At 65.2% G+C, this 22,089-nt stretch carries 23 protein-coding genes; 13 read left to right on the top strand and 10 right to left on the bottom strand.

Translation table 11 applies throughout. From position 1 onward, the window contains the following. The first annotated feature begins 93 nt into the window (after positions 1 to 93). From C563_RS0109925 to C563_RS0109910, 4 genes are read left to right on the top strand one after another with little or no spacing between them, the layout of a single operon-like run. Entirely contained in the window at positions 94 to 1,068 is a 975-nt protein-coding gene (locus tag C563_RS0109925) for an aldose 1-epimerase family protein (RefSeq protein ID WP_018761897.1), read from the top strand. Positions 1,069 to 1,093: 25 nt separating this feature from the next. Then, positions 1,094 to 2,410 carry an AI-2E family transporter gene (locus C563_RS0109920; RefSeq protein WP_026264619.1) on the top strand — a complete coding sequence of 439 codons (1,317 nt, stop codon included), beginning with the start codon at positions 1,094 to 1,096 and terminating at the stop codon, positions 2,408 to 2,410. Between the two features lie 3 nt (positions 2,411 to 2,413). Then, entirely contained in the window at positions 2,414 to 3,652 is a 1,239-nt protein-coding gene (ilvA, locus tag C563_RS0109915; protein WP_018761895.1) for a threonine ammonia-lyase, read from the top strand. Between the two features lie 8 nt (positions 3,653 to 3,660). Next, entirely contained in the window at positions 3,661 to 4,275 is a 615-nt protein-coding gene (locus C563_RS0109910) for a rhomboid family intramembrane serine protease (RefSeq protein ID WP_018761894.1), read from the top strand. A gap of 105 nt (positions 4,276 to 4,380) precedes the next feature. Here C563_RS0109910 and greA read toward each other — a convergent pair whose 3' ends face one another. Continuing rightward, complete coding sequence (gene greA / locus C563_RS0109905) at positions 4,381 to 4,875, bottom strand: transcription elongation factor GreA (RefSeq protein WP_018761893.1); 495 nt, start codon at positions 4,873 to 4,875, stop codon at positions 4,381 to 4,383. Between the two features lie 142 nt (positions 4,876 to 5,017). Then, on the bottom strand, positions 5,018 to 5,485 hold the full coding sequence (locus tag C563_RS0109900) for a DUF4307 domain-containing protein (RefSeq protein WP_018761892.1): 468 nt from the start codon (positions 5,483 to 5,485) through the stop codon (positions 5,018 to 5,020). A gap of 127 nt (positions 5,486 to 5,612) precedes the next feature. Here C563_RS0109900 and mca point away from each other — a divergent pair, with 127 nt between their 5' ends. Together mca and C563_RS0109890 are read left to right on the top strand one after the other, a co-directional pair. Next, positions 5,613 to 6,518, top strand: coding sequence for a mycothiol conjugate amidase Mca (gene mca, locus C563_RS0109895; RefSeq protein ID WP_018761891.1), 906 nt, complete (start codon positions 5,613 to 5,615; stop codon positions 6,516 to 6,518). A 98-nt stretch (positions 6,519 to 6,616) separates the two neighbouring features. Next, complete coding sequence (locus tag C563_RS0109890) at positions 6,617 to 6,946, top strand: hypothetical protein (protein WP_018761890.1); 330 nt, start codon at positions 6,617 to 6,619, stop codon at positions 6,944 to 6,946. A 7-nt stretch (positions 6,947 to 6,953) separates the two neighbouring features. On the opposite strand, the gene trhA is transcribed toward C563_RS0109890, so the two are convergent. Beyond that, positions 6,954 to 7,697, bottom strand: coding sequence for a PAQR family membrane homeostasis protein TrhA (gene trhA, locus C563_RS0109885; protein WP_018761889.1), 744 nt, complete (start codon positions 7,695 to 7,697; stop codon positions 6,954 to 6,956). A 149-nt stretch (positions 7,698 to 7,846) separates the two neighbouring features. Here trhA and C563_RS0109880 point away from each other — a divergent pair, with 149 nt between their 5' ends. Next, on the top strand, positions 7,847 to 8,608 hold the full coding sequence (locus C563_RS0109880) for an isoprenyl transferase (RefSeq protein WP_018761888.1): 762 nt from the start codon (positions 7,847 to 7,849) through the stop codon (positions 8,606 to 8,608). Between the two features lie 239 nt (positions 8,609 to 8,847). Continuing rightward, positions 8,848 to 10,266, top strand: coding sequence for a PhoH family protein (locus tag C563_RS0109875; protein WP_018761887.1), 1,419 nt, complete (start codon positions 8,848 to 8,850; stop codon positions 10,264 to 10,266). Positions 10,267 to 10,531: 265 nt separating this feature from the next. Here C563_RS0109875 and C563_RS0109870 read toward each other — a convergent pair whose 3' ends face one another. Then, on the bottom strand, positions 10,532 to 11,179 hold the full coding sequence (locus C563_RS0109870; protein WP_018761886.1) for a GNAT family N-acetyltransferase: 648 nt from the start codon (positions 11,177 to 11,179) through the stop codon (positions 10,532 to 10,534). A gap of 42 nt (positions 11,180 to 11,221) precedes the next feature. Beyond that, on the bottom strand, positions 11,222 to 12,016 hold the full coding sequence (locus tag C563_RS0109865; protein ID WP_018761885.1) for a hypothetical protein: 795 nt from the start codon (positions 12,014 to 12,016) through the stop codon (positions 11,222 to 11,224). Positions 12,017 to 12,076: 60 nt separating this feature from the next. Between C563_RS0109865 and C563_RS0109860 the strand changes: the two genes are divergently transcribed. Both C563_RS0109860 and C563_RS0109855 read left to right on the top strand, forming a co-directional pair. Next, the gene (locus C563_RS0109860; RefSeq protein WP_018761884.1) at positions 12,077 to 12,622 is read left to right on the top strand and encodes a prepilin peptidase; all 546 of its coding nucleotides are present in this window, start codon (positions 12,077 to 12,079) and stop codon (positions 12,620 to 12,622) included. Positions 12,623 to 12,666: 44 nt separating this feature from the next. Further along, positions 12,667 to 13,137 carry an NUDIX hydrolase gene (locus tag C563_RS0109855; protein ID WP_018761883.1) on the top strand — a complete coding sequence of 157 codons (471 nt, stop codon included), beginning with the start codon at positions 12,667 to 12,669 and terminating at the stop codon, positions 13,135 to 13,137. A 169-nt stretch (positions 13,138 to 13,306) separates the two neighbouring features. Here the strand turns inward: C563_RS0109855 and C563_RS0109850 are convergent, their stop codons facing one another. The 5 genes from C563_RS0109850 to C563_RS0109830 form a co-directional block, all read right to left on the bottom strand. Beyond that, positions 13,307 to 14,980, bottom strand: coding sequence for an MDR family MFS transporter (locus C563_RS0109850; RefSeq protein ID WP_018761882.1), 1,674 nt, complete (start codon positions 14,978 to 14,980; stop codon positions 13,307 to 13,309). Then, positions 14,977 to 15,648 carry a TetR/AcrR family transcriptional regulator gene (locus C563_RS0109845; protein ID WP_043424020.1) on the bottom strand — a complete coding sequence of 224 codons (672 nt, stop codon included), beginning with the start codon at positions 15,646 to 15,648 and terminating at the stop codon, positions 14,977 to 14,979. The genes C563_RS0109850 and C563_RS0109845 overlap by 4 nt, the downstream gene beginning before the upstream one ends. 129 nt (positions 15,649 to 15,777) lie before the next feature. Continuing rightward, positions 15,778 to 17,205 (bottom strand): class II fumarate hydratase, encoded by a 1,428-nt coding sequence (locus C563_RS0109840; RefSeq protein WP_018761880.1) that lies wholly within the window; start codon positions 17,203 to 17,205, stop codon positions 15,778 to 15,780. A gap of 87 nt (positions 17,206 to 17,292) precedes the next feature. Then, positions 17,293 to 17,907: a carbonic anhydrase gene (locus tag C563_RS0109835; RefSeq protein ID WP_018761879.1), complete on the bottom strand. Its 615-nt coding sequence runs from the start codon at positions 17,905 to 17,907 to the stop codon at positions 17,293 to 17,295. A 9-nt stretch (positions 17,908 to 17,916) separates the two neighbouring features. Beyond that, positions 17,917 to 18,684, bottom strand: a complete 768-nt coding sequence (locus tag C563_RS0109830) for a DUF4245 domain-containing protein (protein WP_018761878.1) — start codon at positions 18,682 to 18,684, stop codon at positions 17,917 to 17,919. 138 nt (positions 18,685 to 18,822) lie between these two features. Between C563_RS0109830 and glpX the strand changes: the two genes are divergently transcribed. The 3 genes from glpX (at position 18,823) to C563_RS22550 (ending at position 21,289) form a co-directional block, all read left to right on the top strand. After that, positions 18,823 to 19,845, top strand: a complete 1,023-nt coding sequence (gene glpX, locus C563_RS0109825) for a class II fructose-bisphosphatase (protein ID WP_018761877.1) — start codon at positions 18,823 to 18,825, stop codon at positions 19,843 to 19,845. A gap of 188 nt (positions 19,846 to 20,033) precedes the next feature. Beyond that, on the top strand, positions 20,034 to 20,438 hold the full coding sequence (locus C563_RS23000; protein WP_442852938.1) for a helix-turn-helix domain-containing protein: 405 nt from the start codon (positions 20,034 to 20,036) through the stop codon (positions 20,436 to 20,438). Continuing rightward, positions 20,435 to 21,289, top strand: a complete 855-nt coding sequence (locus tag C563_RS22550; protein WP_018761876.1) for an IS3 family transposase — start codon at positions 20,435 to 20,437, stop codon at positions 21,287 to 21,289. The genes C563_RS23000 and C563_RS22550 overlap by 4 nt, the downstream gene beginning before the upstream one ends. Positions 21,290 to 22,089: the final 800 nt, after the last annotated feature.

Below are 22,089 nucleotides of genomic sequence, written 5' to 3'. Positions count from 1 at the left end.
GTTTCTCATAAACGCTCAATAAAGAATAGTTAACAACAAAAAGTAACAGTGACGCTCATGCGGGTGCGGCGCCGCCCGTTGTACGGTAGGCCCATGACTGCCTCTTCCGAACCCGAAAACCAAGGTGCCGCGTCCCTCCCGTCCTGCGCGACCGGCCGCCAATACGAGCTGCGCCGCGGCGATGCCGCGGCCGTGGTCACCGAGCTGGCGGCAGGCCTGCGCTCGTACCACCGGGGCGGTGTCCTGCTCACGGAAACCTACGGCGATGACCAGATCGCTCCCGGCGCCACCGGGATTACGCTGGCGCCCTGGGCCAATCGGGTGGAGGACGGGACCTGGTTCCTGGACGGGAAGAAGCAACAGCTGGACATCACGGAAGTGTCCCGCAACAACGCCAGCCACGGACTCCTCCGGAACACCGGCTACTCCCTCGTGGGGAGGTCGGAACATTCGGTGGAACTTGAAGCCACCGTCTTTCCGCAGCATGGATACCCCTTCCTGGCCCGGCACCGGGTGCACTACCAGCTCACCGACGACTTGGGACTGCACGTCAGGCAGACGCTCATCAACGATTCCACGGCTCCGGCTCCCTTCGTCCTGGGCGCACACCCCTACCTGCGGGTCGGCGACACGCCGGTCGAGGACCTGAAGCTGACAGTCGCCGCCGAAACCCGGCTGGTGGCCGATGACCGCCTGATCCCGCGCAGCACGGCGCCGGTGGACGGAGATACCGACTTCCGCTCCGGCAGCGCGATTGCCAATCTCGCAGTGGATGTCGCCTTGACCGACCTGCGCTACGACGAGGGCAGGGCGCGGCACACCCTGGCCGCCGCCGACGGCGCCGCGGTGTCGCTCTGGCAGGACGAAGCCTGCCGCTATGTCCACGTTTTCGTCAGCACCGAATACCCCGGCCGGACCCGCGCCGTGGCCGTGGAACCGATGACCGGACCAGCGAACGCTTTCAACTCCGGAGACGGCCTTCGCTGGCTGGCGCCGGGCGAATCCTTCAGCATCGAATGGGGGATTGACTATGTCCCGGCCCCGGCCGGGGCGTTGGTTTCCCATTAGCGCAAGGCTGCGAAAGTATTGGGTTATGACGCCACATGAGGACGCCGTAACCCAGGCAAACCAACCTTCTGCCCCCGCTGCCCCGCTGAGGGTGCTGACGGATCGTGAACTCGACAAGGACATTCCCTACGGCGTCCGCATTGCGGCGTCCTGGTCGTGGCGGCTGGGACTGATCCTGCTGATGGCAGGAGCCCTCGTGTGGCTGCTGAGCAAGATCACGCTCCTGATTATTCCGATCATGGTGGCCGCGCTCCTTGCAGGACTCCTGAGTCCGGTCACGCACTGGTTGAAACGCCGGCGCCTGCCCGCCGGCCTCGCCGTGGCCGTGACGGTCCTGGGCTTCATCGGGGTCATCGCGGGTGCGCTGGCCCTGGTGGGCCGCCAGCTTGCGGTCGGGTTCGGAGAGCTCTGGTCACAGGCCCTCGAAGGCATACGGCAGGTCCAGGACTGGCTGTCCACGGGCCCCCTGCACCTCACGGACGCCCAGGTGGACCAGTACGTCAAGGACGCCAGTGACGCGCTGCAGAACAACAGCAGCAGCATCCTCAGCGGTGCGCTCTCCTTCGGCAGCACCGCCGGACACTTTGCGGCCGGGATGCTCCTGTCACTGTTCATCCTTATCTTCTTCCTGCTGGAAGGAGACCGGATCTGGGCTTTCCTGGTCAGGCTGCTGCCCCGAAAGGCACGGGCAGCGACGTTCGGTGCAGGCCGCAAGGGCTGGGCGTCAATGGTCAGCTATGCGCGCATCCAGATGTTCGTCGCTGCCGTCGACGCGATCGGTATCGGCGTAGGCGCGGCCATAATCGGTGTCCCGCTGGCGCTTCCGCTCGGCGTGCTGGTCTTCCTCGGCTCCTTCATCCCGGTGGTGGGCGCCCTGGTGACGGGCGCCGTCGCCATCCTGCTCGCCTTGGTGGCCAACGGCCCGGTCAACGCGCTGGTCATGCTGGCCATCGTCCTGCTGGTCCAGCAACTCGAGGGCCACATCCTGCAACCCCTGGTCATGGGCAAGGCCGTCTCGCTGCACCCTGTGGCGGTAATCCTCAGCGTTGCGGCGGGCTCGTACCTCGCCGGAATCCCCGGGGCGCTCTTTTCGGTACCCATCCTGGCCGTAGCAAACTCGGCCGTTCGCTACATTGCCGCAAGAACGTGGGAACATGAACAAGTGCCGGTCATCGCCGGAAAGCCCATCACAGCAGGAGCGGGCGGGGACAACACCATCGAGGACGTTGAACCGCAGGCTGCATCCGATGCGGGGCTGGAGGCGGCCGGCGCAACAGCCGAAAACCGCGATGCCCGCACCGCCTCCCGAGAGGGCACCGGAGCCGAATCCAGAGGAGAGTAGTCCGTGAAGATCCTTGAAACCCTTCCCGTCACACTGGACGATGTCCTTGAGGCGCAGAAGCTGCTTGACGGGATTATTGCGCGCACCCCCGTGGAATCGTCCCGCGCGCTGGGCGGCATGGTGGGCGGTGACGTCTACTTCAAATGCGAAAACCTGCAACGGGCCGGGTCATTCAAGGTGCGCGGTGCCTACGTCCGCATGGCGCGGCTCTCCGCGGACGAGAAGAAGCGCGGCGTGGTGGCAGCGTCCGCCGGCAACCACGCCCAGGGTGTAGCCGTTGCCGCCAAGAGCCTGGGCATCAAGGCCCGCATCTACATGCCCCTGGGAGTGGCTCTGCCCAAGCTCGCCGCGACCCGCAGCCATGGCGCCGAAGTGATCCTGCATGGCCATAACGTTGACGAGGCGCTGGCCGAAGCACAGCGCTACAGCAATGAGACCGGAATGGTCTTCGTCCACCCGTTCGACAACGTGGACGTCGTGGCAGGGCAGGGGACCGTTGGCCTCGAAATCCTGGAGCAGGTGCCCACCGTCGACACCATACTTATGGGCGTGGGTGGCGGAGGGCTCCTTGCGGGGGTCGCCGTCGCCATCAAGGCCCGGGCCAGGGAACTCGGCCGCGAGATCCGCATCATCGGCGTCCAGGCGGAGAATGCCGCCGCCTACCCGCCCTCGCTGGCCGCCGATGCCCTGGTGCCACTGAAAAAGGTTTCCACCATGGCTGACGGCATTGCCGTGGGCCGCCCGGGGCAGTTGCCTTTCAGCATCATCCGCGAACTGGTCGATGACGTGGTCACCGTCAGCGAGGACTCCCTGGCCCGTGCCCTGATCTTCCTGCTGGAACGGGCCAAAATGGTGGTGGAGCCCGCAGGTGCGGTGGGCGTCGCGGCCCTGATGGACGGCAAGATCGAGAACCCGGGAACCACTGTGGCCGTCCTCTCCGGCGGCAACATCGATCCCATGCTGATGCTCAAGGTCATCCAGCGCGGCCTGTCCGCCGCCGGCCGCTACATGACCGTGCGAATGATGCTGGACGACCGTCCCGGCTCCCTGGCAACCATTGCGCGCATCATCGCCGAAAACGATGCGAACGTCACCGGCCTGGACCACACCCGCGTGGGTGGTTCCATCAGCATGGGCGACGTATCCATCACGGTGAACCTAGAGACCAAGGGCCACCAGCACGGTGAGCAGGTCCTCAGCGCACTCCGCGCTGAAGGTTTCCAGCCGATCGTGGTCCATTAGGACAGGGCATGGCCGGACCTGCTGGTAACGGACGCCGCCCCGGGCGCCAAACCCTGGCGTCGCGCGCGAAGGGCGGCCTGGCGGTGCTGGGCGGCTTCCTTGCCCTGCTGTTCGCCCTGGAGGTGGCCAACTCGCTGATGATGGGCGCGCTGGTCAGGACATTCGGGCTGCGGCCCAGGAGCGCCGACGGGCTGCTGGACATCTTCACCTTCCCGCTGCTGCACGCCAACCTGAACCACCTGCTCTCCAACAGTTTTCCACTGGTTATCTTCGGGTTCCTGGTGTTCCTGTCCGGGCTGCGCGTCTTCCTGACCGCGCTTGCCTTCAGCTGGCTGGGCAGCGGCCTGACCGTGTGGCTCATTGGCGACGGCGTTACCGTGGGGGCATCCGGCCTGGTCTTCGGGTTGTTCTCGTTCCTCCTGGTGCGAGGCTTCTTCAACCGGAGCTGGCGGCAGATCCTGCTCGCCGTGGTCCTGTTCATGGGCTACGGGAGCATCCTGTTGGGCGCCCTGCCGTTCGTTGCCGGTTACGTGAGCTGGCAAGCGCACCTGGGCGGTGCTGCCGGCGGTGTCGTGGCTGCGCTCCTGCTCCGGCCCCGCGTCCCGGCAACCGTGGGGCCCTGAGCAAAGCACCTGTGTGCGGGCAGGGTCGGCTTTAAAACACTGCGGCGGCCGTCCCCTGGGGGGACGGCCGCCGCAGTGTGCCGGCGTCGGCCAGGCCGGCGAAGGCTAGGCTGCGTAGGGCTTGGCGGAGAGGATCTCCACCTTGATGTCTTTGCCGTTCGGAGCGACGTAGCTGAGGGTGTCCCCTTCCTTGTGGCCCACGATGGCGGCACCCAGCGGCGACTTTTCGCTGAAGACATCCAGATCCGAGTCGCCGGCGATTTCACGGGAGCCCAGCAGGAACGTCTCTTCGTCCCCGGCGATTTTGGCCACCACGATCATGCCCGGTTCCACGATGCCGTCATCGGCAGGTGCTTCGCCCACGTGGGCATCCCGAAGCAGCACGGTCAGCTGGCGGATGCGGGCTTCAATCTTGCCCTGCTCTTCCTTGGCTGCGTGGTAACCGCCGTTTTCCTTGAGGTCGCCCTCTTGCCGCGCTGCTTCAATCTTCTGGACGATCTCCGCCCGGCCTGCGCCGGAAAGGTGGTCCAGCTCTGCCTTCAGGCGGTCAAAAGCTTCCTGGGTGAGCCAGGCTGCAGAAGCGCTGTTGGTGGTAGACACGGACTTCTCCTCTGGTGGTCCTACATGCAAAAGACCCCGCCATGGTGGCCACTTGTGGAGCAGCAACCAGCTCAGCGGGGTAAAGGTATCTATCCAGTGTAGTCAATCACTTGGAGATAACCCAACCTGGACGAGTCGCCGGTCACATCCCTTGTTGCGCCTGGCTGGGAATCCAGCAGCTGTCCACCAGGCCCGACACGGACTCCGACTCAGTGAGCACGGTGACGCGCTGGGCGACTGTCCTGCCGCCGTCGGCCGTTCCATCCGCCGCCGACGGCGGGATGTCAACCACCTTCCAGCCCACGACGGCGAACTTGGAATCCAGTGCCTTGACGGCGCACTTCACGGCGTTTCCGGGCTCGCGGGTGACCTGGAAGTCGACCTCGGCAACGGTGGAATCGGTGGTGCTGTAGCCGATGTCCTTGTACGTCACCCCGGACAGGGAATTCGACGTCGAAACCCATGCCAGGAACCCGATTCCGGCCGCGAGGGCGATGCCGATGGCGGTGCGGGTGGCCTTGGGAGTAAACCGGCGCTTTTTAGCACCATACCGATTGGCTAGGCTAGTGTCTGCGGGCGCGGGTTGGGCCGGCTGGTCCGGGGAAGTCACCAGACCAGTTTAGTGCCCTTTCCGCCGGCTCTCTGCGGCGGCCGTGGCCGCCGGTGGGGCACGACCCCGCTTCAACATCCTTCGGCTGCCACAAGCCGCGAAACAAGAATAAGGAGCCGTCCTTTCCATGACAGCGTCCAGCAACTCCCAGGTGCCGCTCCGGCTGCTCGCAGTCCATGCCCACCCGGACGACGAATCCAGCAAGGGCGCTGCGACCATGGCCATGTACGCAGCCACGGGCGTGGATGTCATGGTGGCAACCTGCACGGACGGGTCGCGCGGCGACATCCAGAACCCGGCAGTCGAAGGCGAACCACACCCGAAGCGGGACATGGCCGGTGCCCGCAGGCTGGAAATGGCCAACGCAGCCTCCATCCTTGGCATCAAGCAGGCGTGGCTTGGATTTGTCGACTCCGGACTTCCCGAAGGCGATCCCCTTCCGCCGCTTCCGGCCGGTTCGTTCGCCACCTTGCCCCTGGAACGGGCTGCGGCGCCGCTGGTGCGGCTGGTCCGTTCGTTCAAACCGCACGTCATCCTCAGCTACGACGAAAACGGCGGCTACCCCCACCCTGACCACATCATGGCCCACCGTGTGGCTGTGGAAGCTTTCGAAGCCGCCGGCGATCCGGGACGCTACCCGGACGCGGGGGAGGCGTGGGAGCCGAGCAAGCTCTACTACGACCGCGCCTTCAGCCCCGAACGGTTCCGGGCACTGCACTTTGCGCTGGAAGAGGCGGGCCTCCAGTCCCCGTATGCCGAGCGTTTGGCCGCGTGGCTCGAATCCGACGCCGAGGGCCACACCCCGCCGCCGGCGCCGCACCCCACCACCACACAGATCGACTGCGGCGACTACTTCGAAGTTCGTGACGACGCCCTGCGCGCCCACCGGACGCAGGTGGACCCGCTGGGGTTCTTCTTCGCCGTCTCACCCGACATGCAGCGCCGGACCTGGCCTTGGGAGGACTACTCCCTGATCCATTCGAGGGTGCCGTCCGAGCTCCCGGAGAAGGACCTGTTCGCCGGGCTAAGATAGTCAGAGCAGGCCTTTTCTATCAAGCGTAGAAGTCGGGTGCGTCCCAGGCCCGTGCTGTCCGCCTCCTGCTGCATCCGTTCCACCAAAAGGTATCAATCGTGCATTCACTGCTCCTCCGCCTCGCCACCACGCCGACCCCGTTGCCCACTCCAACGCTTCGGGACGGGATCTCCGAGGACCAGGTGACCCCCGGCCTGCTGGGGTTCGTCATGACGGCTTTCTTCGTGGTGGCCACGGCCTTGCTGATCGTCGATATGGTGCGCCGGATCCGCCGGGTGCGCTACCGCGCCCAGGTGGAGGAAGAACGCATGGCGGCCGCAACCGCGGCAGACGTGGAGGCGGCTGACGCGCAGGACGGGCTCGACGACGGCCCGCGCCCGGCAGCGCCGGAGTCCAACGGAAACGGGCCCCAGCGGCCGGGGGAGTAAACCGGCGTCAGGCCAGGACGGCCAGTGCGATGGCAACGAAGTGCGCTGCGAAAGCCAGCACTGTCAGTGCATGGAACAGTTCGTGGAAGCCGAAGTGGTGGTAGCTGAAGTTTGGCTTCTTCAGGGCGTAGAAGACGGCGCCGGTGATGTAGAGAACTCCGCCCACGCAGATCAGGACCGCTGAAGCCGGGCTCGCCTGGAAGAACTGCGGCAGGTAGAACAGGGCGCCACAGCCCAGCGCGATGTAGATGGGCACGTACAGCCAGCGGGGCGCATCGGTCCACAACAGCCGGAACAGCACGCCAAGGATGGCACCGGACCAGATGACCCACAGGAGGATCACCGCCTGCGGGCGTTCCAGGAGCGTCCATGCCAGCGGCGTGTAGGTGCCGGCGATGACGAGCATGATGTTGGTGTGGTCCAGCCGCTTGAGGACCAGCTTGACCCGTGGGGACCAATTTCCGCGATGGTAGACGGCACTAACACCGAACAGCAGCACGCCGGTGGCCGCAAAGACGGCAGAGGTGATCCGCCGGTCCGCGGTAGGGGCCAGCACAACCAGGACGATGCCCGCGGCAAGCGCCAGCGGGGCGGTGACGGTGTGGATCCAACCCCGCCATTTCGGTTTGATCATCAGCAGTTCCGCCAGGCGGACGGCAGCATCATCCACTGCGTTGGGCCCGGGCCCGTCGCCGGGGTTGCTGCCCTCCGGCCCGGACGGCCGGGAACTGTGCGGAGCGTCGCTGTTCATTGGTCCAGAATAACTTACGCATCGGTAAGTTACTCGTTGGTAACTTAGCGTCGGATCCGCCTCCCGGACCCCGGCGCGTCCCGGAGCGCTGCTGGCGGTAGCCTAGGATGTGGATGTACGTACGGCAGGAAAGTCAGGTGAGTGGACGCGTGGAGTTGCCCGGGTTCCTCTATGGCTACTACGAACGCCGGCTGCTGAAGGATCTCCCGCGCGACCGGATTCCCCGCCACATTGGCGTCATGGTGGACGGCAACCGGCGCTGGGCCAAGCAGTTCAACGCCCCCACCAGCCAGGGCCACCAGGCGGGCGCGGACAAGATCCATGAGTTCCTCGGCTGGTGCCAGGAACTCGGCGTCAAGGTGGTCACGCTGTACATGCTGTCCACTGACAACATGAACCGGTCCAGCGAGGAATTGGACCTCCTGATGGGCATCATCGCCAACACGCTGGACCGGCTCGATGACGACGCCAATATTTCCGTCCACGCGATGGGTGCCCCTGAACTGCTTCCGGACTACTTGGCTGAGCGGCTCAACAAGCTGACTGCGCGGACTCCGGTGCGGGAAAAGATCCACGTCAACGTCGCCGTCGGGTACGGGGGAAGGCGGGAAATTGTCGACGCCGTCCGCGAACTCCTGCACGACGCCGTCGCCAAGGGCATGGACATTTCCAAGCTCGCCGACGACCTGTGCGTCGATGACATCTCGCGCTTCCTCTACACCCGCGGCCAGCCTGACCCGGACCTGGTGATCAGGACATCGGGGGAGCAGCGGCTCTCCGGCTTCCTCATGTGGCAGAGCGCCTACAGCGAGTTCTATTTCTGCGAGGCCCTGTGGCCTGCCTTCCGAAAAGTCGATTTCCTCCGTGCCCTGCGTGACTACGCCGGCCGGCAGCGGCGCTTCGGCGCCTGACACCCCCGGTTCAGCACGAGTTAATCGACGCGCAACGGGAATCGCCGCGTAATGGTTGCGGAAACTTGGCCGGGTGGATTTACGGTATATCCATCAGCAGGCAAAACCGCCGGCTGATCGGGGAGGCCAATACATGGAGCGAAACATCGCACCGGTTGTATGGGAGGCCGGACCCGGCCTCGTGGCCGAGCCGCCTCACCAATAACAATTCCGGGCTGGTGCCCGGGGCTGGAGTCGATGTGGCTACTTCTGAACGACTGCCCGAGGTCCTGGCTGGACAGGGCGGAAAAGCTACCTCTCGCGCCGAGCGCGCCACTTTTGAAACCGGCGCAGCAACTGATGCTGCGGCCGGTTTCGCTGTCTCCGGAAGGGAAGCCGACATCCACACCTTCGTCATCGACACGTCAGTCCTGCTCTCGGACCCCCGGGCACTCCTGCGGTTCGCCGAGCATGAAGTCGTGGTGCCAATCGTTGTGATCACCGAACTTGAGGCAAAACGGCACGACCCCGAACTGGGCTACTTCGCCCGGAAGGCCCTGCGGCTCCTGGACGACCTCCGGGTCAAGCACGGCGGACTGAACCAGGCCATTCCCATTGGTGACGACGGCGGCACCCTGGTGGTGGAGCTCAACCACATTTCGGCGGAGGTACTGCCACTGGGCTTCCGCAGCGGTGACAACGACAGCCGGATCCTTGCCGTCGCCAAGAACCTGGCCAACGAGGGCCGCAGTGTCACCGTGGTCTCCAAGGACCTCCCCATGCGGGTCAAAGCGTCCGCCATGGGCCTCACCGCCGACGAATACCGCAACGAGCTCGTCAAGGACTCGGGCTGGACCGGCGTCGCCGAAATCGAAGCCGACGAACAGGAAATCTCTACCCTGTACGGGCACGAACCCGTGTTCATCCCCGCCGCGGCGGAACTGCCCGTCAACACCGGCCTGGTCCTGCTTTCCAACCGCGGCTCGGCCCTGGGCCGGGTGGGGGCGGACAAGCAGGTGCGCCTGGTCAAGGGCGATCGAGATGTCTTCGGCCTCCACGGCCGGTCCGCCGAGCAGCGGCTCGCCATCGACATGCTGATGGATCCGGGCGTCGGCATCGTGTCCATTGGCGGACGCGCCGGCACCGGAAAATCGGCGCTCGCCCTTTGTGCGGGCCTCGAAGCCGTACTCGAACGCCGCGAACACCGGAAGGTGATTGTGTTCCGGCCGCTCTACGCCGTGGGCGGCCAGGAACTTGGCTACCTGCCCGGTTCGGAATCCGAAAAGATGAACCCCTGGGCGCAGGCGGTCTTCGACACGCTCGGGGCCTTGGTCAGCCAGGAAGTGGTGGAGGAAGTCATGGACCGCGGCATGCTCGAGGTCATGCCGCTCACGCACATCCGCGGCCGCTCCCTGCACGACGCCTTCGTGATCGTGGACGAGGCGCAGTCACTGGAGAAGAACGTGCTGCTGACGGTGATGAGCCGAATGGGCCAGAACTCCAAGATCGTCCTTACCCACGACGTCGCCCAGCGGGACAACCTCCGCGTCGGGCGCCACGACGGAATCGCCGCCGTCGTCGAAACCCTGAAGGGACACCCGCTCTTCGGCCACGTCACCCTCACCCGCTCAGAGCGCTCGCCCATCGCAGCGCTGGTGACAGAGCTGCTCGAAGGCTAGTACCTGAGTTGGCAAGGGGCCGTGGCCGGGTTCGCCGGGCCACGGTCCTTCGCCGTCGCTTAGACACGACGCATAGGGGCACCTGCGGTCGTTCGGCGAGCTGCGCACATGTCCGGTTCGAGTCCTTCGCGTAGGAGCGCATCGCCGACCAGAGCGTTGCGCAGGTCGCCCAGCGACCGTAGCGGCGCGCCGGGAGGTGTCTAAGCGACGGCGAAGGGCTCGAAGCGGACGAACCCGGCCACTGCCCGGCCAACCCAGCCAGGACTTACGCGACCTTCAGGAACCTGGCCGCTGCTTCGTGGCCCTCCACCTTCAGCTTCCATTCGGGGCGATTGAAGGTTTCGGGGGTGAGGCGGACGTGCTGGAGCGTTTCGACCTTGGTACCCCAGGCTTTGCGGGTGATCCCGTTCAGTTCGTAGCCAAGGGAGCGCGAGACGCCCAGGGAGGCGTCGTTCCAGGATGCGGCCTCGGATTCGGCCACGTCGGCGCCCAGCCAGTCAAAGGCCCAGAGCACGACGGCGGCACGCATCTCCGTGCCCAGTCCGCGCCCTTGGACGGACTGCTGAAGCCAGGAGCCGGTGCTGACGGTCTTGAGGCTTGCGAAGTCCTTGGCACCAATGTCCTGGCAGCCGACAAAACGTCCCTCGTGCCAGATGCCAAGCAGCAACGTCCAGTTTTCCGGGGAGCATTCGGCCCTGCACCGCCAGTACCAGCGGGCCATGTTGGGGCCCAGTTCGTCGTCCGAAAGTTCCGTCCAGGGCATACTGAACGGGTTGCGGCCGGCCTCGTGGATGCCGCTGCGGGCCGCTGCCACGGCGGCGGGCACGTCCTGATCGGTGATGGGCCGGAGCTCAAGCCGGGGTGTGGCCAGCCGAAGGTCGAACAGGGGCCAGATGGAGCTCAGGGAAGTCATCCGCGAAGCCTAGCTGATCGTCACCGCCTGTACCTGTCACGCTCAGGCGGGGAGGTCCCAGGTGATGTGCCGCCGGACGTCCGTGAGGTTCATGGACTGGGCCAGGAACAGGTCATCAAGCATGTATTCGTCCACGGCAATGATGCGGATCCAATGCCCGTAATCACCGGTCCCCGGTTCCAGTGACCGGCTGGCGACGCAGACCCCGGTGCCCACGTCCACGCGGAGGCACGTGCGCCCGGGAAGGCACAGCGGAGCAGCGGCATCCCCCGGGCGGTAGGCGGCGTTGGCGACCACCACCGCTTCCAGGGCGGCCCTGCCTTCGTGCTCGACATGGTGGATGTCCTTGATGTCCAGTGCGTTGCTGCCCGGGAATTCGATGGGAACCGGAGCGTTGCCGGCGAGCTCAACGGGGTCCAGGGCGGCCGAGAAGCGTCCGTTGCCGAAACCCGGTTCGCCGTACGCTGCCTCAGGCCTGCGGCGGACCTGTCCGGCGTCGTCATAGACGGGGGTGACCAGATGGGGCGGCAGGAGCCAGGACTTGCGGGTGGAGCTGACGTAGAAGTCACCACGGGAATCGTTGATTCCGGTGGTGCTGTGCAGCACCAGGCCATCCGGACTCTCCAGCCGGAGCGCCCCGGGCCGCCGCAGCCATGCCCGGACGAACGGCGCCCCCGGTCCGGGAGCCGCATCGAATGGCTGGTCCCAGTACTCGAACCTCAGGGACTGCCACTTCCAGGGGGATGACCGGCACAGGTTCCGGAACGCGGCAGCCGGATCCGCGGGCGTGCCAGGAGGGTCCGGAACCGTCCGGCGCCGGGACTCCCAGGTCGACATATCCACAGTTTACGCGGCGGCGCTACGGCCGGTACGGCCGGATCCAGTAGCATCCGAGGGGTGATCGGACGACTGGGCGACCTGTGGCAGTACACCCCCGTGGCCTTCTGGCTGGTGCTGGCCGCCTGCCTCTACTTTGTGGTGATGGCTGTGCGGCTCACCGTTATCGATGTCCGGCACCATCTCCTGCCCAACCGAATCGTGTTTCCCTCCTATGCCGTGGCAGGACTCCTTCTCCTGGCCGCAGCGGCGACGGGCTGGGGCGGGGCGGTGACGGCCGCGGGGGATCCGAACGGCAACCCCATCATGCCTGTTGTCAGGGTGCTGGCGGGGGCCGCGATCCTCTGGCTTTTCTACTTCGTCCTTCGCCTTGCCTATCCGCCCGGGATGGGATTCGGCGATGTGAAGCTGGCGGGCGTGCTGGGCATGTACCTTGGCTACCTCAGTTGGGGACATCTCTTCGCCGGCACCTTCCTCGCGTTCCTGCTCGGCGGCCTGTGGTCGCTGGCGATCCTGGCGGCCCGCAGGGGAACGCTGAAGTCCGCCATACCGTTTGGCCCGTTCATGCTTGCCGGGGCCGCGGCCGCCATGCTGCTGCCGGCGTAGGTTTAAGGCCTTGGGACGTCTTTGGCCTTGGGTAGGCTGGCATTATGCCTGCACCTGAATACGTTCTGAAACTGCGCAAGAAGATCGGCAACGACCCCCTCTGGGTTCCCGGCGTCCGGGGCGTGGTGGTCGATGACGGGGGCAGGATCCTGCTGGCCCAGCGGGCGGACAACCGGCAGTGGGCCCTGATCAGCGGGATGCTGGACCCGGGGGAGCAGCCTGCCCGGGGCCTGGTCCGGGAGATCTTTGAGGAAACGGCCGTGGTGGCGGAAGCCGAACGCGTGGTATCCGTGGGGGCGGTGGGTCCGGTGACCTACCCGAACGGCGACGTCTGCGAATTCCTCGACGTCGTGTTCTTGTGCCGTTACATGTCCGGCGACGCCAGGGTGAACGATGACGAGTCCCTGGCGGTTGGCTGGTTCGGACTGGACGAGCTTCCCGAGCTCATGCCGGGCCACCTGACCAGCATCCGTCAGGCGCTGACGCCGGCAGGAGCCGTCTACTTCGAGCCGTAGGGGTGCTCGGGGCCTGCCCGTTCCCGGCCGGGCCCGGTGCCAGGTTGGCGGTACGGAACAGGGACGCCGCAACCCCCAAGATTGCGGCGTCCCTGTTGGTCTCAGCCGGCCCTGGGTGCCCAGGCCCGGCACCCGGCCAGCCACGGCTGCGCCAGGCGTCCGACGACGGTCAGCGGCCCGGGGCGACCAGCTCGCCGTCGTCGTCCTTGGCATGCTCGTCTGCAGCGCGGGCCGCGGAGCTGGCGGGCAGCCCGGCAGCGAGCCGTTCTGCTTCCTCCCCGCCGACTGCCTCGCCGCGTGCCACCATACCGGCGGTATCCGACAACGGGATCTGCTTGAGCGTCAGGGCCAGCAGCAGTGCGACGGCAATGAACGGCAGCAGATACCAGAACACGGGCGCCAGCGAATCCGCGTAGGCGTTCACGATGGCGTCGCGCAACTGTGAGGGAAGCTGGCTCAACGCCTGCGGGTCCAGCGTCCGGGTGGACTGCCCGGCCTGCTCGGCGGAGGCTCCCGCCCCCGTGAAGGCAGCGGTCAAGGCCTCGGAGAGGCGCGTGGTGAAGATCGACCCGAAGACGGCGACGCCCATGGCGGCGCCAACCTCGCGGAAGTAGTTGTTGGTGCTGGTGGCGGTGCCGATCTGGTCCGCAGGGACGGAGTTCTGGACCACCAGGACCACTACCTGCATGATCAGGCCCAGCCCGGCGCCGAACACGAACAGCTGGAGGCAGATGACCCAGATGGGGGTGCTGGCGGCAAGGGTGGTCATCCACAGCATGGCGGCCATGGTGAAGGCGGCGCCCAGGATGGGGAACATCTTGTATTTGCCGGTCTTGGAGATCCGGATGCCTGAGTAGATGGACGTGCCCATGAGGCCGGCCATCATGGGCAGCATCAGCAGCCCGGATTCTGCGGCCGACGTGCCCGAGGACATCTGCAGGAACGTGGGGACGAAGGCGATGGCGGAGAACATGCCAAGGCCAAGGGTGAAGCCGATGGCTGTGGCGTTGATGAAGATCCGGTTCCGGAACAGGCTCAGCGGGATGATCGGATCCTCGGCGCGCCGCTCCACCAGCACGAACGCGGCGGCGGAGACCAGCAGGCCGGCGCCGAATGCCCAGGTGAGGGGTGAATCCCAGCCTTCGTCCTTCTTGCCGCCGAAGTCGGTGAAGAAGATCAGGCAGGTGGTGGCCGCGGAGAGCAGGACCACGCCCAGGATGTCGATCCGTTTCTCGGCCTTCTTGTTGGGCAGCGTCAGGGCGAACCAGGCGATGGCGAACGCGGCAACGCCCACCGGAATGTTGATGTAGAAGGCCCACTCCCAGGTGAGGTGGTCAACGAAGAAGCCGCCCAGCAGCGGGCCGGCCACGGCCGACAGGCCGAAGATGGCGCCCAGCGGGCCCATGTACTTGCCGCGCTCCTTGGCGGGCACGATGTCGGCGATGATGGCCTGGGACAGGATCATCAGGCCGCCGCCGCCCAGGCCCTGGATGGCGCGGAAGATGACGAAGCCCCAGAAATCCGTGGCCAGTGCGCAGCCCACGGACGCGAGGGTGAAGAGTGCGATGGCCACCAAAAACAGGTTGCGGCGGCCCAGGATGTCCCCGAATTTGCCGTAGATGGGCATGACGATGGTGGTGGCCAGCAGGTAGGCCGTGGTGATCCAGGCCTGGTGCTCCACGCCGCCCAGCTTGCCCACGATGGTGGGCATGGCGGTGGAAACGATGGTTTGGTCCAGGCTGGACAACAGCATTCCGGCGATCAGCGCGGAAAAGATGATCCAGATGCGTTTTTGCGTCAGCAGGAGTGGGCCTGCCGGCGCCTTGGTGGTGGCGGTACTCATGATTGTCCTTCCGCGGCGGTGGGGTCCGGAATGTCGAATGGCTGGGAGAAGAGCAGGCTGGCAGCGGAGATGTTCTCCAGGAGCAGGTCCCGGTACGGGCGTGTGTTGCCGTCGGAGAAATAGGCCATGCTGCTCTTGCGGGCGATGGTGCTCAGGAGGACCACGGCCATCTGCACCACCGGGTGGTCCGGGGCCACGCCTTCGCGCCGTGCCACGTCCTTGGCGAACTGGGCTTCCCGCTGCTCGGTGACGCCGATGATGCGGAGGATGAGCTGCGGTTCCTTGCGGACCACGCCTATCAGTTGCCGGGTATCTTCCTCGGACTCCGTCATGTCCTCGGCCAGGCGCAGGGAGAGCCGGACAAGGTCCCGGAAGAGGGTGGGTGAGATGGCACCGGCGGGTGAATCCGAACCGCCGGCCACGAATTCGTCGATAACCGCCGACGGGACGTCATCGTCCGCGTGGCCGATGATGGCGTCTTCCTTGGTGGGAAAGTAGTTGAAAAAAGTCCGGCGTGAGATATCCGCCGCCTCGCAGACTTCCTCCACGGTGTAACCGTTGAGCCCGTGTTCGGCGGTCATGCTGCGGGCAGCGGCGGTGATGGCGCGCCGAGTGGCGGCCCGTTTGCGTTCGCGGAGTCCGGGATCCGAAGTTGCACTGTTACTCACAAAGTAAAGTTTTGCACTAAGTGAAAACAAGTGCAAGTTTTTCTGGGAGCCGGCAGGGGCTTAAACGGACGACGGCGGCCGGTACCTTTCCTGCGAAAGGTGCCGGCCGCCGTCGGACGCTGCGGCGGGTTATGCCTTGTGCGCCGGAGCCGTCATGGTGGTGACGTCCAGGGCCTTGTCCAGGTCTGCCTCTGACACCTTGCCGTCGCCGTCGCCGACGAAGCCAAGCTGCTCGGTGGCCTGGCGGATGGTCAGGCCCTCCTTGACGGCGGTCTTGGCGATCTTGGCGGCGTTCTCGTAGCCGATGTACTTGTTCAGCGGGGTGACGATGGACGGGGAAGCCTCGGCGAGGAAGCGGGCGCGCTCCACGTTGGCGGTGATGCCGTCGATCATCTTGTCCGCCATGACCCGGCTGGTGTTGGCCAGCAGCCGGATGGACTCAAGCAGGTTGGCGGCCATGACCGGGATGCCCACGTTGAGTTCAAACGCGCCGTTGGTACCGGACCAGGCGATGGCGGTGTCGTTGCCGATGACCTGGGCTGCCACCATGATGGACGCCTCGCAGATGACCGGGTTGACCTTGCCCGGCATGATGGAGGAGCCCGGCTGCAGGTCCGGGATGGCGATTTCGCCGAGGCCGGTATTGGGGCCCGAGCCCATCCAGCGGAGGTCGTTGTTGATCTTCATGAAGGAGATGGCGATGTTGCGCAGCTGGCTGGAGGCTTCGATCAGGCCGTCGCGGTTTGCCTGTGCTTCGAAGTGGTCGCGCGCCTCGGTCAGCGGCAGGCCGGTGTCCGTGGCGAGCAGTTCGATGACGCGCTCCGGGAAGCCTGCGGGGGTGTTGATGCCGGTCCCCACGGCGGTACCGCCCAGCGGAACCTCGGCGACGCGTGGGAGCGAGGCGTTGATCCGCTCGATGCCGTAGCGCACCTGCGCGGCGTAGCCGCCGAACTCCTGGCCCAGGGTGACCGGGGTGGCGTCCATGAGGTGGGTGCGGCCGGACTTGACCACGTCCTTGAACTCGACGGCCTTGCGCTCCAGCGACTCGGCCAGGTAGCCCAGTGCGGGGATCAGGTCGTTGATCAGCGCGGAGGTGGCGGCGACGTGGACCGAGGTGGGAAACACGTCGTTGGAGGACTGTGAAGCGTTGACGTGGTCGTTCGGGTGGACCACCTTGTCACTGCCGGCAGCCTTCAGGGCGCGGGTGGCCAGCTCTGCCAGGACCTCGTTGGTGTTCATGTTCGAGGAGGTGCCGGAGCCGGTCTGGAAAACGTCGATGGGGAAGTCGCCGTCGTACTTGCCGGCGGCCACCTCGTCGGCAGCGTCTGCAATCGCCTTGGCCAGCTCGCCGTCGAGCACGCCCAGTTCTGCGTTGGCCTGGGCGGCAGCCTTCTTGACCCGGGCCAGCGCCTCAATGTGGGTGCGTTCCAGGGTCTTGCCGGAAATGGGGAAGTTCTCCACTGCCCGCTGCGTCTGCGCGCGGTACAGTGCGTTCACGGGGACGCGGACTTCGCCCATCGTGTCATGTTCAATGCGGAACTCTTCAGTGGAAGTCATGGGGCTAGCTTATGGCGATCAGGGGCCCCATCGAAAACCGTTAAGGGGGCCGCACGGAGGTCCCGTGCAGCCCCCTTGGCGGTGTGGCTACAGCTCGCCGATTCCGTAAACCAGGTCAGCGCGGCCTTCCGCCAAGCGGTAGGAAAGGCCGACGACGGCGGTGCGGCCGCCCTCGATTGCGTCGGAAATCACACGGGAGCTGTCCGCCAGGCGCTGCGAGGTCTGCTTGACGTGCTCCACCACCATGTCGTTGACCTCGTGCTGGTCGTTGCGCAGCGAGGTCAGGACAGAGGGCGTGATGCGCTCGACGAGGTCGCGGATGAAGCCTGCCGGCATCTCGCCGGTCTCCACGGCGTCCTTGGTGGCTGTCACGGCGCCGCAGCTGTCGTGGCCGAGGATGACAATCAGGGGCACGTTGAGCACTCCCACGCTGTACTCCAGGGAGCCCAGGACGGCGTCGTCGATCACTTGGCCGGCGGTGCGGACCACGAAGACGTCGCCCAGGCCGACGTCGAAGATGATTTCCGCCGCGAGCCGGGAGTCGGAGCAGCCGAAGATCACCGCGAACGGATTCTGCGTCTCCACCAGCGATGAGCGGCGGGATGCGTTCTGGTTCGGATGGGAGGACTCGCCGTTTACGAAACGTTCGTTGCCTTCGCGCAGGCGGCGCCAGGCCAGTGCAGGGGTCAGGTTAGTCGTCACGGCCCCACCTTACGGCGTGGGGGCCGCCAAGGGTGAAACTGTGACGGCCGGGCTGCTGTCCAGGGAGGTCACGACGGCGGCCGCCAGCGTGGAGAATTCGTCCAGTTGGGCGGCGCCGGAGAGGATGACGGTGCTGCCACGGTAGTTCAGGATCATCGACTTTTCGCCCTTGCCGGTGTCACGCAGTTCCCAGTCCTGGCCGCCGGCGTTCCGGGTACCCGTGACGGGGGCGTTCTTGGTCTGCTGGAGGAGCCAGGTGGGGTTGGAACTCTTGGTCTGTACGAGGGCGATGAATGAGGTCTTGGGCGTCAGGTAGCCGACTTCCCACGTGGGCACGCCGCTGCCCGTCCCGGCCTCCCACCGCGCGTAGTTGGCGCGGAAGGCGTTGCCGGTATCCGGTGCGACGGGTGTGAATCCGGCCACATCCGCGGCGTTCCGGGCCACCGACGCGACGTCGATGTCCGGCCGGTAGCCGTCACTTTTCGGTTGCGGGTTCATGAGGACCACGGGCAGGAACGCGGCAATGCTGAGGACCAGGGCAATGATCATTCCGATCACCGAGGCGTTGGCCCGTTTGGCGGCCGCCGCCGGAATGACGGGCTTTACGGGGGTTTCCGCACCGGCCTTTGCTGCCTCGGGCCGGCCCTCGGGCTGTGCCTGGCCGGAATTGGGGCTGGTGGCTTCCTGCATGTCATTCACTTCTCTATAGTCGCCCATCCCGGAGCCGTAGTTCCATTCGGGGGTCAGCAGGCCGCGGAGGCGGATGTCCGGGCACATTGCGCCGCAGCGTCATGGGCCGCCCGCCGAGCGGCGCCGCGACTATGATCGGTACCAGAGGAATCACCGCTCTGCTGCACCGGCAAGCGGGTTCAATGATCGCCACTCGAAGAAGAGGTTCACGTGTCACCAGCGTCCATGACCCAGAAGTACTCCACGATTTCACCGTCCCTTGCGGTGGGCCACGACGAGCCGGACCGCAACCTTGCCCTTGAACTCGTCCGCGTCACCGAGGCCGCGGCCATTGCCGGCGGCCACTGGGTTGGCTTCGGCGACAAGAACACCGCTGACGGTGCGGCCGTCGATGCCATGCGCTCCTTCCTGCAGACGGTTCACTTCAACGGCGTTGTGGTCATCGGCGAAGGTGAAAAAGACGAAGCCCCCATGCTGTTCAACGGCGAACGCGTCGGCGACGGCACCGGCCCCGAGGTAGACGTGGCCGTGGACCCCATTGATGGAACACGGCTGACCGCCCTGGGCATCAACAATGCGCTGGCCGTCCTGGCCGTCGCCGAGCGGGGCTCCATGTTCGACCCCTCCGCCGTGTTCTACATGGAAAAGCTCGTCACCGGTCCCGAAGCGGCGGACATGGTTGACCTGCGCCTGCCGGTCAAGCAGAACCTGCACCTGATCGCCAAGGCCAAGGGCGTGAAGGTGAACCAGCTCAACGTCATGATCCTGGACCGGGACCGGCACCGCCCGCTGGTGGAGGAAATCCGCGAAGCCGGCGCGCGCACCAAATTCATCATGGACGGCGACGTTGCCGGGGCCATCGCGGCGGCCCGCTCCGGCACCGGCGTGGACGCCCTGATGGGCATCGGCGGTACCCCTGAGGGCATCGTGGCCGCCTGCGCCATCAAGTCCCTCGGCGGCGTCATCCAGGGCCGCCTCTGGCCCACCAGCGACGAAGAGAAGCAGAAGGCCATCGACGCCGGCCACGACCTGGAGCGCGTGCTTTCCACCAATGACCTCGTCTCCAGCGACAACTGCTACTTCGCCGCGACGGGCATCACCGACGGAGACCTGCTCAAGGGCGTCCGCTACTCCAAGGACAAGGTCCTGACCCAGTCCATCGTGATGCGTTCAAAGTCGGGAACCATCCGCTTCGTGGATGGCGAGCACCAAGCCAGCAAGTGGGAGGGCTACGCCCGCAAGAGCTGATCCGCATCCGGAAACGGATACCAGGGCCCCGGGGCGCCATGTGAACTGCTCCCCGAAAGTTGGACTGAAAATTCAGTTTCGACTTCCGGGGAGCAGTTTTGCGTTCAAGTAGTTCTTTGTCAGCCGATCAGCGCGCAACGGCTGTAGCGTGGTTTGAGAAGGGCCTTGCTTACACGGCGACCGCCACCATGCTCGGTGTGTCTCGTGACTCTCGTGGGCCTGTTAAGAGGCTGTATCGGCGGTGGAGGATCCATGGTCAAGGTGCGCTGGTGACGAAGCCTGCTCAGTCGTACACGTTCGAATTCAAGCTCGCCCTGGTGCAACGGTTCCTCGCGGGTGAGACTGCACCGGCCTTGGCTGAAGAGGCCGGCTTATCTTCGGCCCTGCTACTCAAGTCGTGGGTGCGTACCTACCGTCGTGAAGGCGTGGACGCCTTACGCCCCAAGCCCAAGGGCAGACCCCGGAAGCCTGACTCCCCACCGCCTGCCGAAGTATCCGAGCTAGAACGGCTACGGCGGGAGAACGAACGCCTGCGGGCCCAAGTCGCGTATCTGGGAAAATTGCGAGCCTTGAGGGCTCCAAAACAAAGGTGAAGGTCCAGGCCCTCATCGCCCTCAAGGCTGACTTCCCGCTGCCGCTTCTTCTTCAGGTCTCGGGCCTGGCACGATCCACGTTTTTCTACCACCAGGCGCGCCTTCAAGCCGCTGACCCGCAAGAGGAACTCAAGGCGTCCATCAGCGACATCTTTAAGAAGAACCATGGGCGGTACGGGCACCGGCGGGTGCACAGTGAACTGCTCAATCTTGGCTGGACGGTTGCCAAAAAGACCGTGCTGAAGTTGATGCGGACACTCGGCCTGCTCTGCAAGGTGCGGCGCAGGAAACGCTACAACTCATACCAAGGCGAGGCGGGCATGATCGCGCCGAACCTCCTGAACAGGAAGTTCGATGCCACTGCCCCAAACCAGAAGTGGGTCACGGACGTGACCGAGTTCAGCGTTGGAGACCGTAAGCTCTACCTCTCGCCTGTCATGGACCTCTTCGACCGGCAAATCATCTCCCACAGCATCAGCACATCCCCGAACCTGGATCTGACTAACAACTCGTTGCGTGGCGCCTTTGAACGCCTGGAGCCTGGGCAGCAGCCGCTCGTGCATTCCGACCAGGGGTTCCAGTACCAGCACATCTCGTGGCGCACTCTCTTGGGGCAGGCCGGTGCGGTCCAATCCATGTCCCGCAAAGCCAACTGCTACGACAACGCGGTGATGGAAAACTTCTTTGGGCACCTCAAGGAGGAACTCTTCCACCGTGTCCGCTTCCTCAGTACCGACGCACTCACCACGGCGCTGAACGAATACATCCACTGGTACAACACCGAAAGAATCTCCACCACGCTCAAAGGGAGGAGCCCGGTTCAGTACCGGGCTCAGATGCTTGCGTCATAGGTCCACTCGCAGCCATCGCTGACCCGACACTGACAGAATCGCTAAGCCCTGCAAACGCTTAGCCTGCTCTGGCTACTCTCTCCGACAGTGAGACCTTGCGTCACGGCTTCGGAGGGAGGAGGATCGCACCAGTGTCAGGATAGAGGCCTTCTGGGGAGGGGCACATGGATATTCCGCACGTCCGCGTTGCGCTGGTTACTGCTAGATGAACAGGTCAAAGCTCGTCCTCGGTCTTGCAGGACTGGTTACAACACTGAGCGGCCTTGGGCTGGTCTCGTGCTCATTAGTCGATACGACACCATCAAATGCCCCTGAGGTCTCCACTGATCAACAAGCGCAGGTGTGGCTTTGTGGCGAGGTCATCAGCAGAGGACGAGCAGTTCCCTCCATCCACCATGCCGAGCTCCCGGGCACCAAGCCTGTGGAGCACACCAGCATGTCGGGGAATGTCTATCTCCTGTTGACTGACGACTGCCGAAAGGGCACGGACTTTTCCGTAACTCCCTCGGAATCTGCAGCTGTTATTCAACAGGTCAATGACTCGTCGGGCGCTGCGGTGCTCGTGGTGCTAAAGCCTCTCGCTAAGGATTTCGACGTCAACTTTGGGGCCTCCACAGGTCGTCCCAGAACTGCCCTGGTCCGCCTCAGCGGTGATGACTCTGCCTGAGTCACGGCGGGCATGACTTTGACGACGAAGAAGTCCCCGTCCCGAGTGGGACGGGGACTTCCGTGAAAAGCCGACACTAGCCGCTAACGTGGAGTTCGCACATTTACGAGTCCAACTTTCGGGGACCAGTTCA

This window comes from Arthrobacter sp. 135MFCol5.1 (assembly GCF_000374865.1).
Taxonomy (GTDB): Bacteria; Actinomycetota; Actinomycetes; order Actinomycetales; family Micrococcaceae; genus Arthrobacter.
This window is presented reverse-complemented; position numbering and strand designations above follow the sequence as displayed.

Coding starts and splice junctions, on each gene's coding strand:
- C563_RS0109855 (WP_018761883.1), top strand. CDS start 12,667: ATGCCTGCACCTGAATACGTTCTGAAACTGCGCAAGAAGATCGGCAAC.
- C563_RS0109870 (WP_018761886.1), bottom strand. CDS start 11,179: ATGACTTCCCTGAGCTCCATCTGGCCCCTGTTCGACCTTCGGCTGGCC.
- C563_RS0109925 (WP_018761897.1), top strand. CDS start 94: ATGACTGCCTCTTCCGAACCCGAAAACCAAGGTGCCGCGTCCCTCCCG.
- C563_RS23000 (WP_442852938.1), top strand. CDS start 20,034: ATGCTCGGTGTGTCTCGTGACTCTCGTGGGCCTGTTAAGAGGCTGTAT.
- C563_RS0109850 (WP_018761882.1), bottom strand. CDS start 14,980: ATGAGTACCGCCACCACCAAGGCGCCGGCAGGCCCACTCCTGCTGACG.
- C563_RS0109840 (WP_018761880.1), bottom strand. CDS start 17,205: ATGACTTCCACTGAAGAGTTCCGCATTGAACATGACACGATGGGCGAA.
- glpX (WP_018761877.1), top strand. CDS start 18,823: ATGACCCAGAAGTACTCCACGATTTCACCGTCCCTTGCGGTGGGCCAC.
- mca (WP_018761891.1), top strand. CDS start 5,613: ATGACAGCGTCCAGCAACTCCCAGGTGCCGCTCCGGCTGCTCGCAGTC.
- C563_RS0109910 (WP_018761894.1), top strand. CDS start 3,661: ATGGCCGGACCTGCTGGTAACGGACGCCGCCCCGGGCGCCAAACCCTG.
- C563_RS0109920 (WP_026264619.1), top strand. CDS start 1,094: ATGACGCCACATGAGGACGCCGTAACCCAGGCAAACCAACCTTCTGCC.
- trhA (WP_018761889.1), bottom strand. CDS start 7,697: ATGAACAGCGACGCTCCGCACAGTTCCCGGCCGTCCGGGCCGGAGGGC.
- C563_RS0109865 (WP_018761885.1), bottom strand. CDS start 12,016: ATGTCGACCTGGGAGTCCCGGCGCCGGACGGTTCCGGACCCTCCTGGC.
- C563_RS0109830 (WP_018761878.1), bottom strand. CDS start 18,684: ATGTGCCCGGACATCCGCCTCCGCGGCCTGCTGACCCCCGAATGGAAC.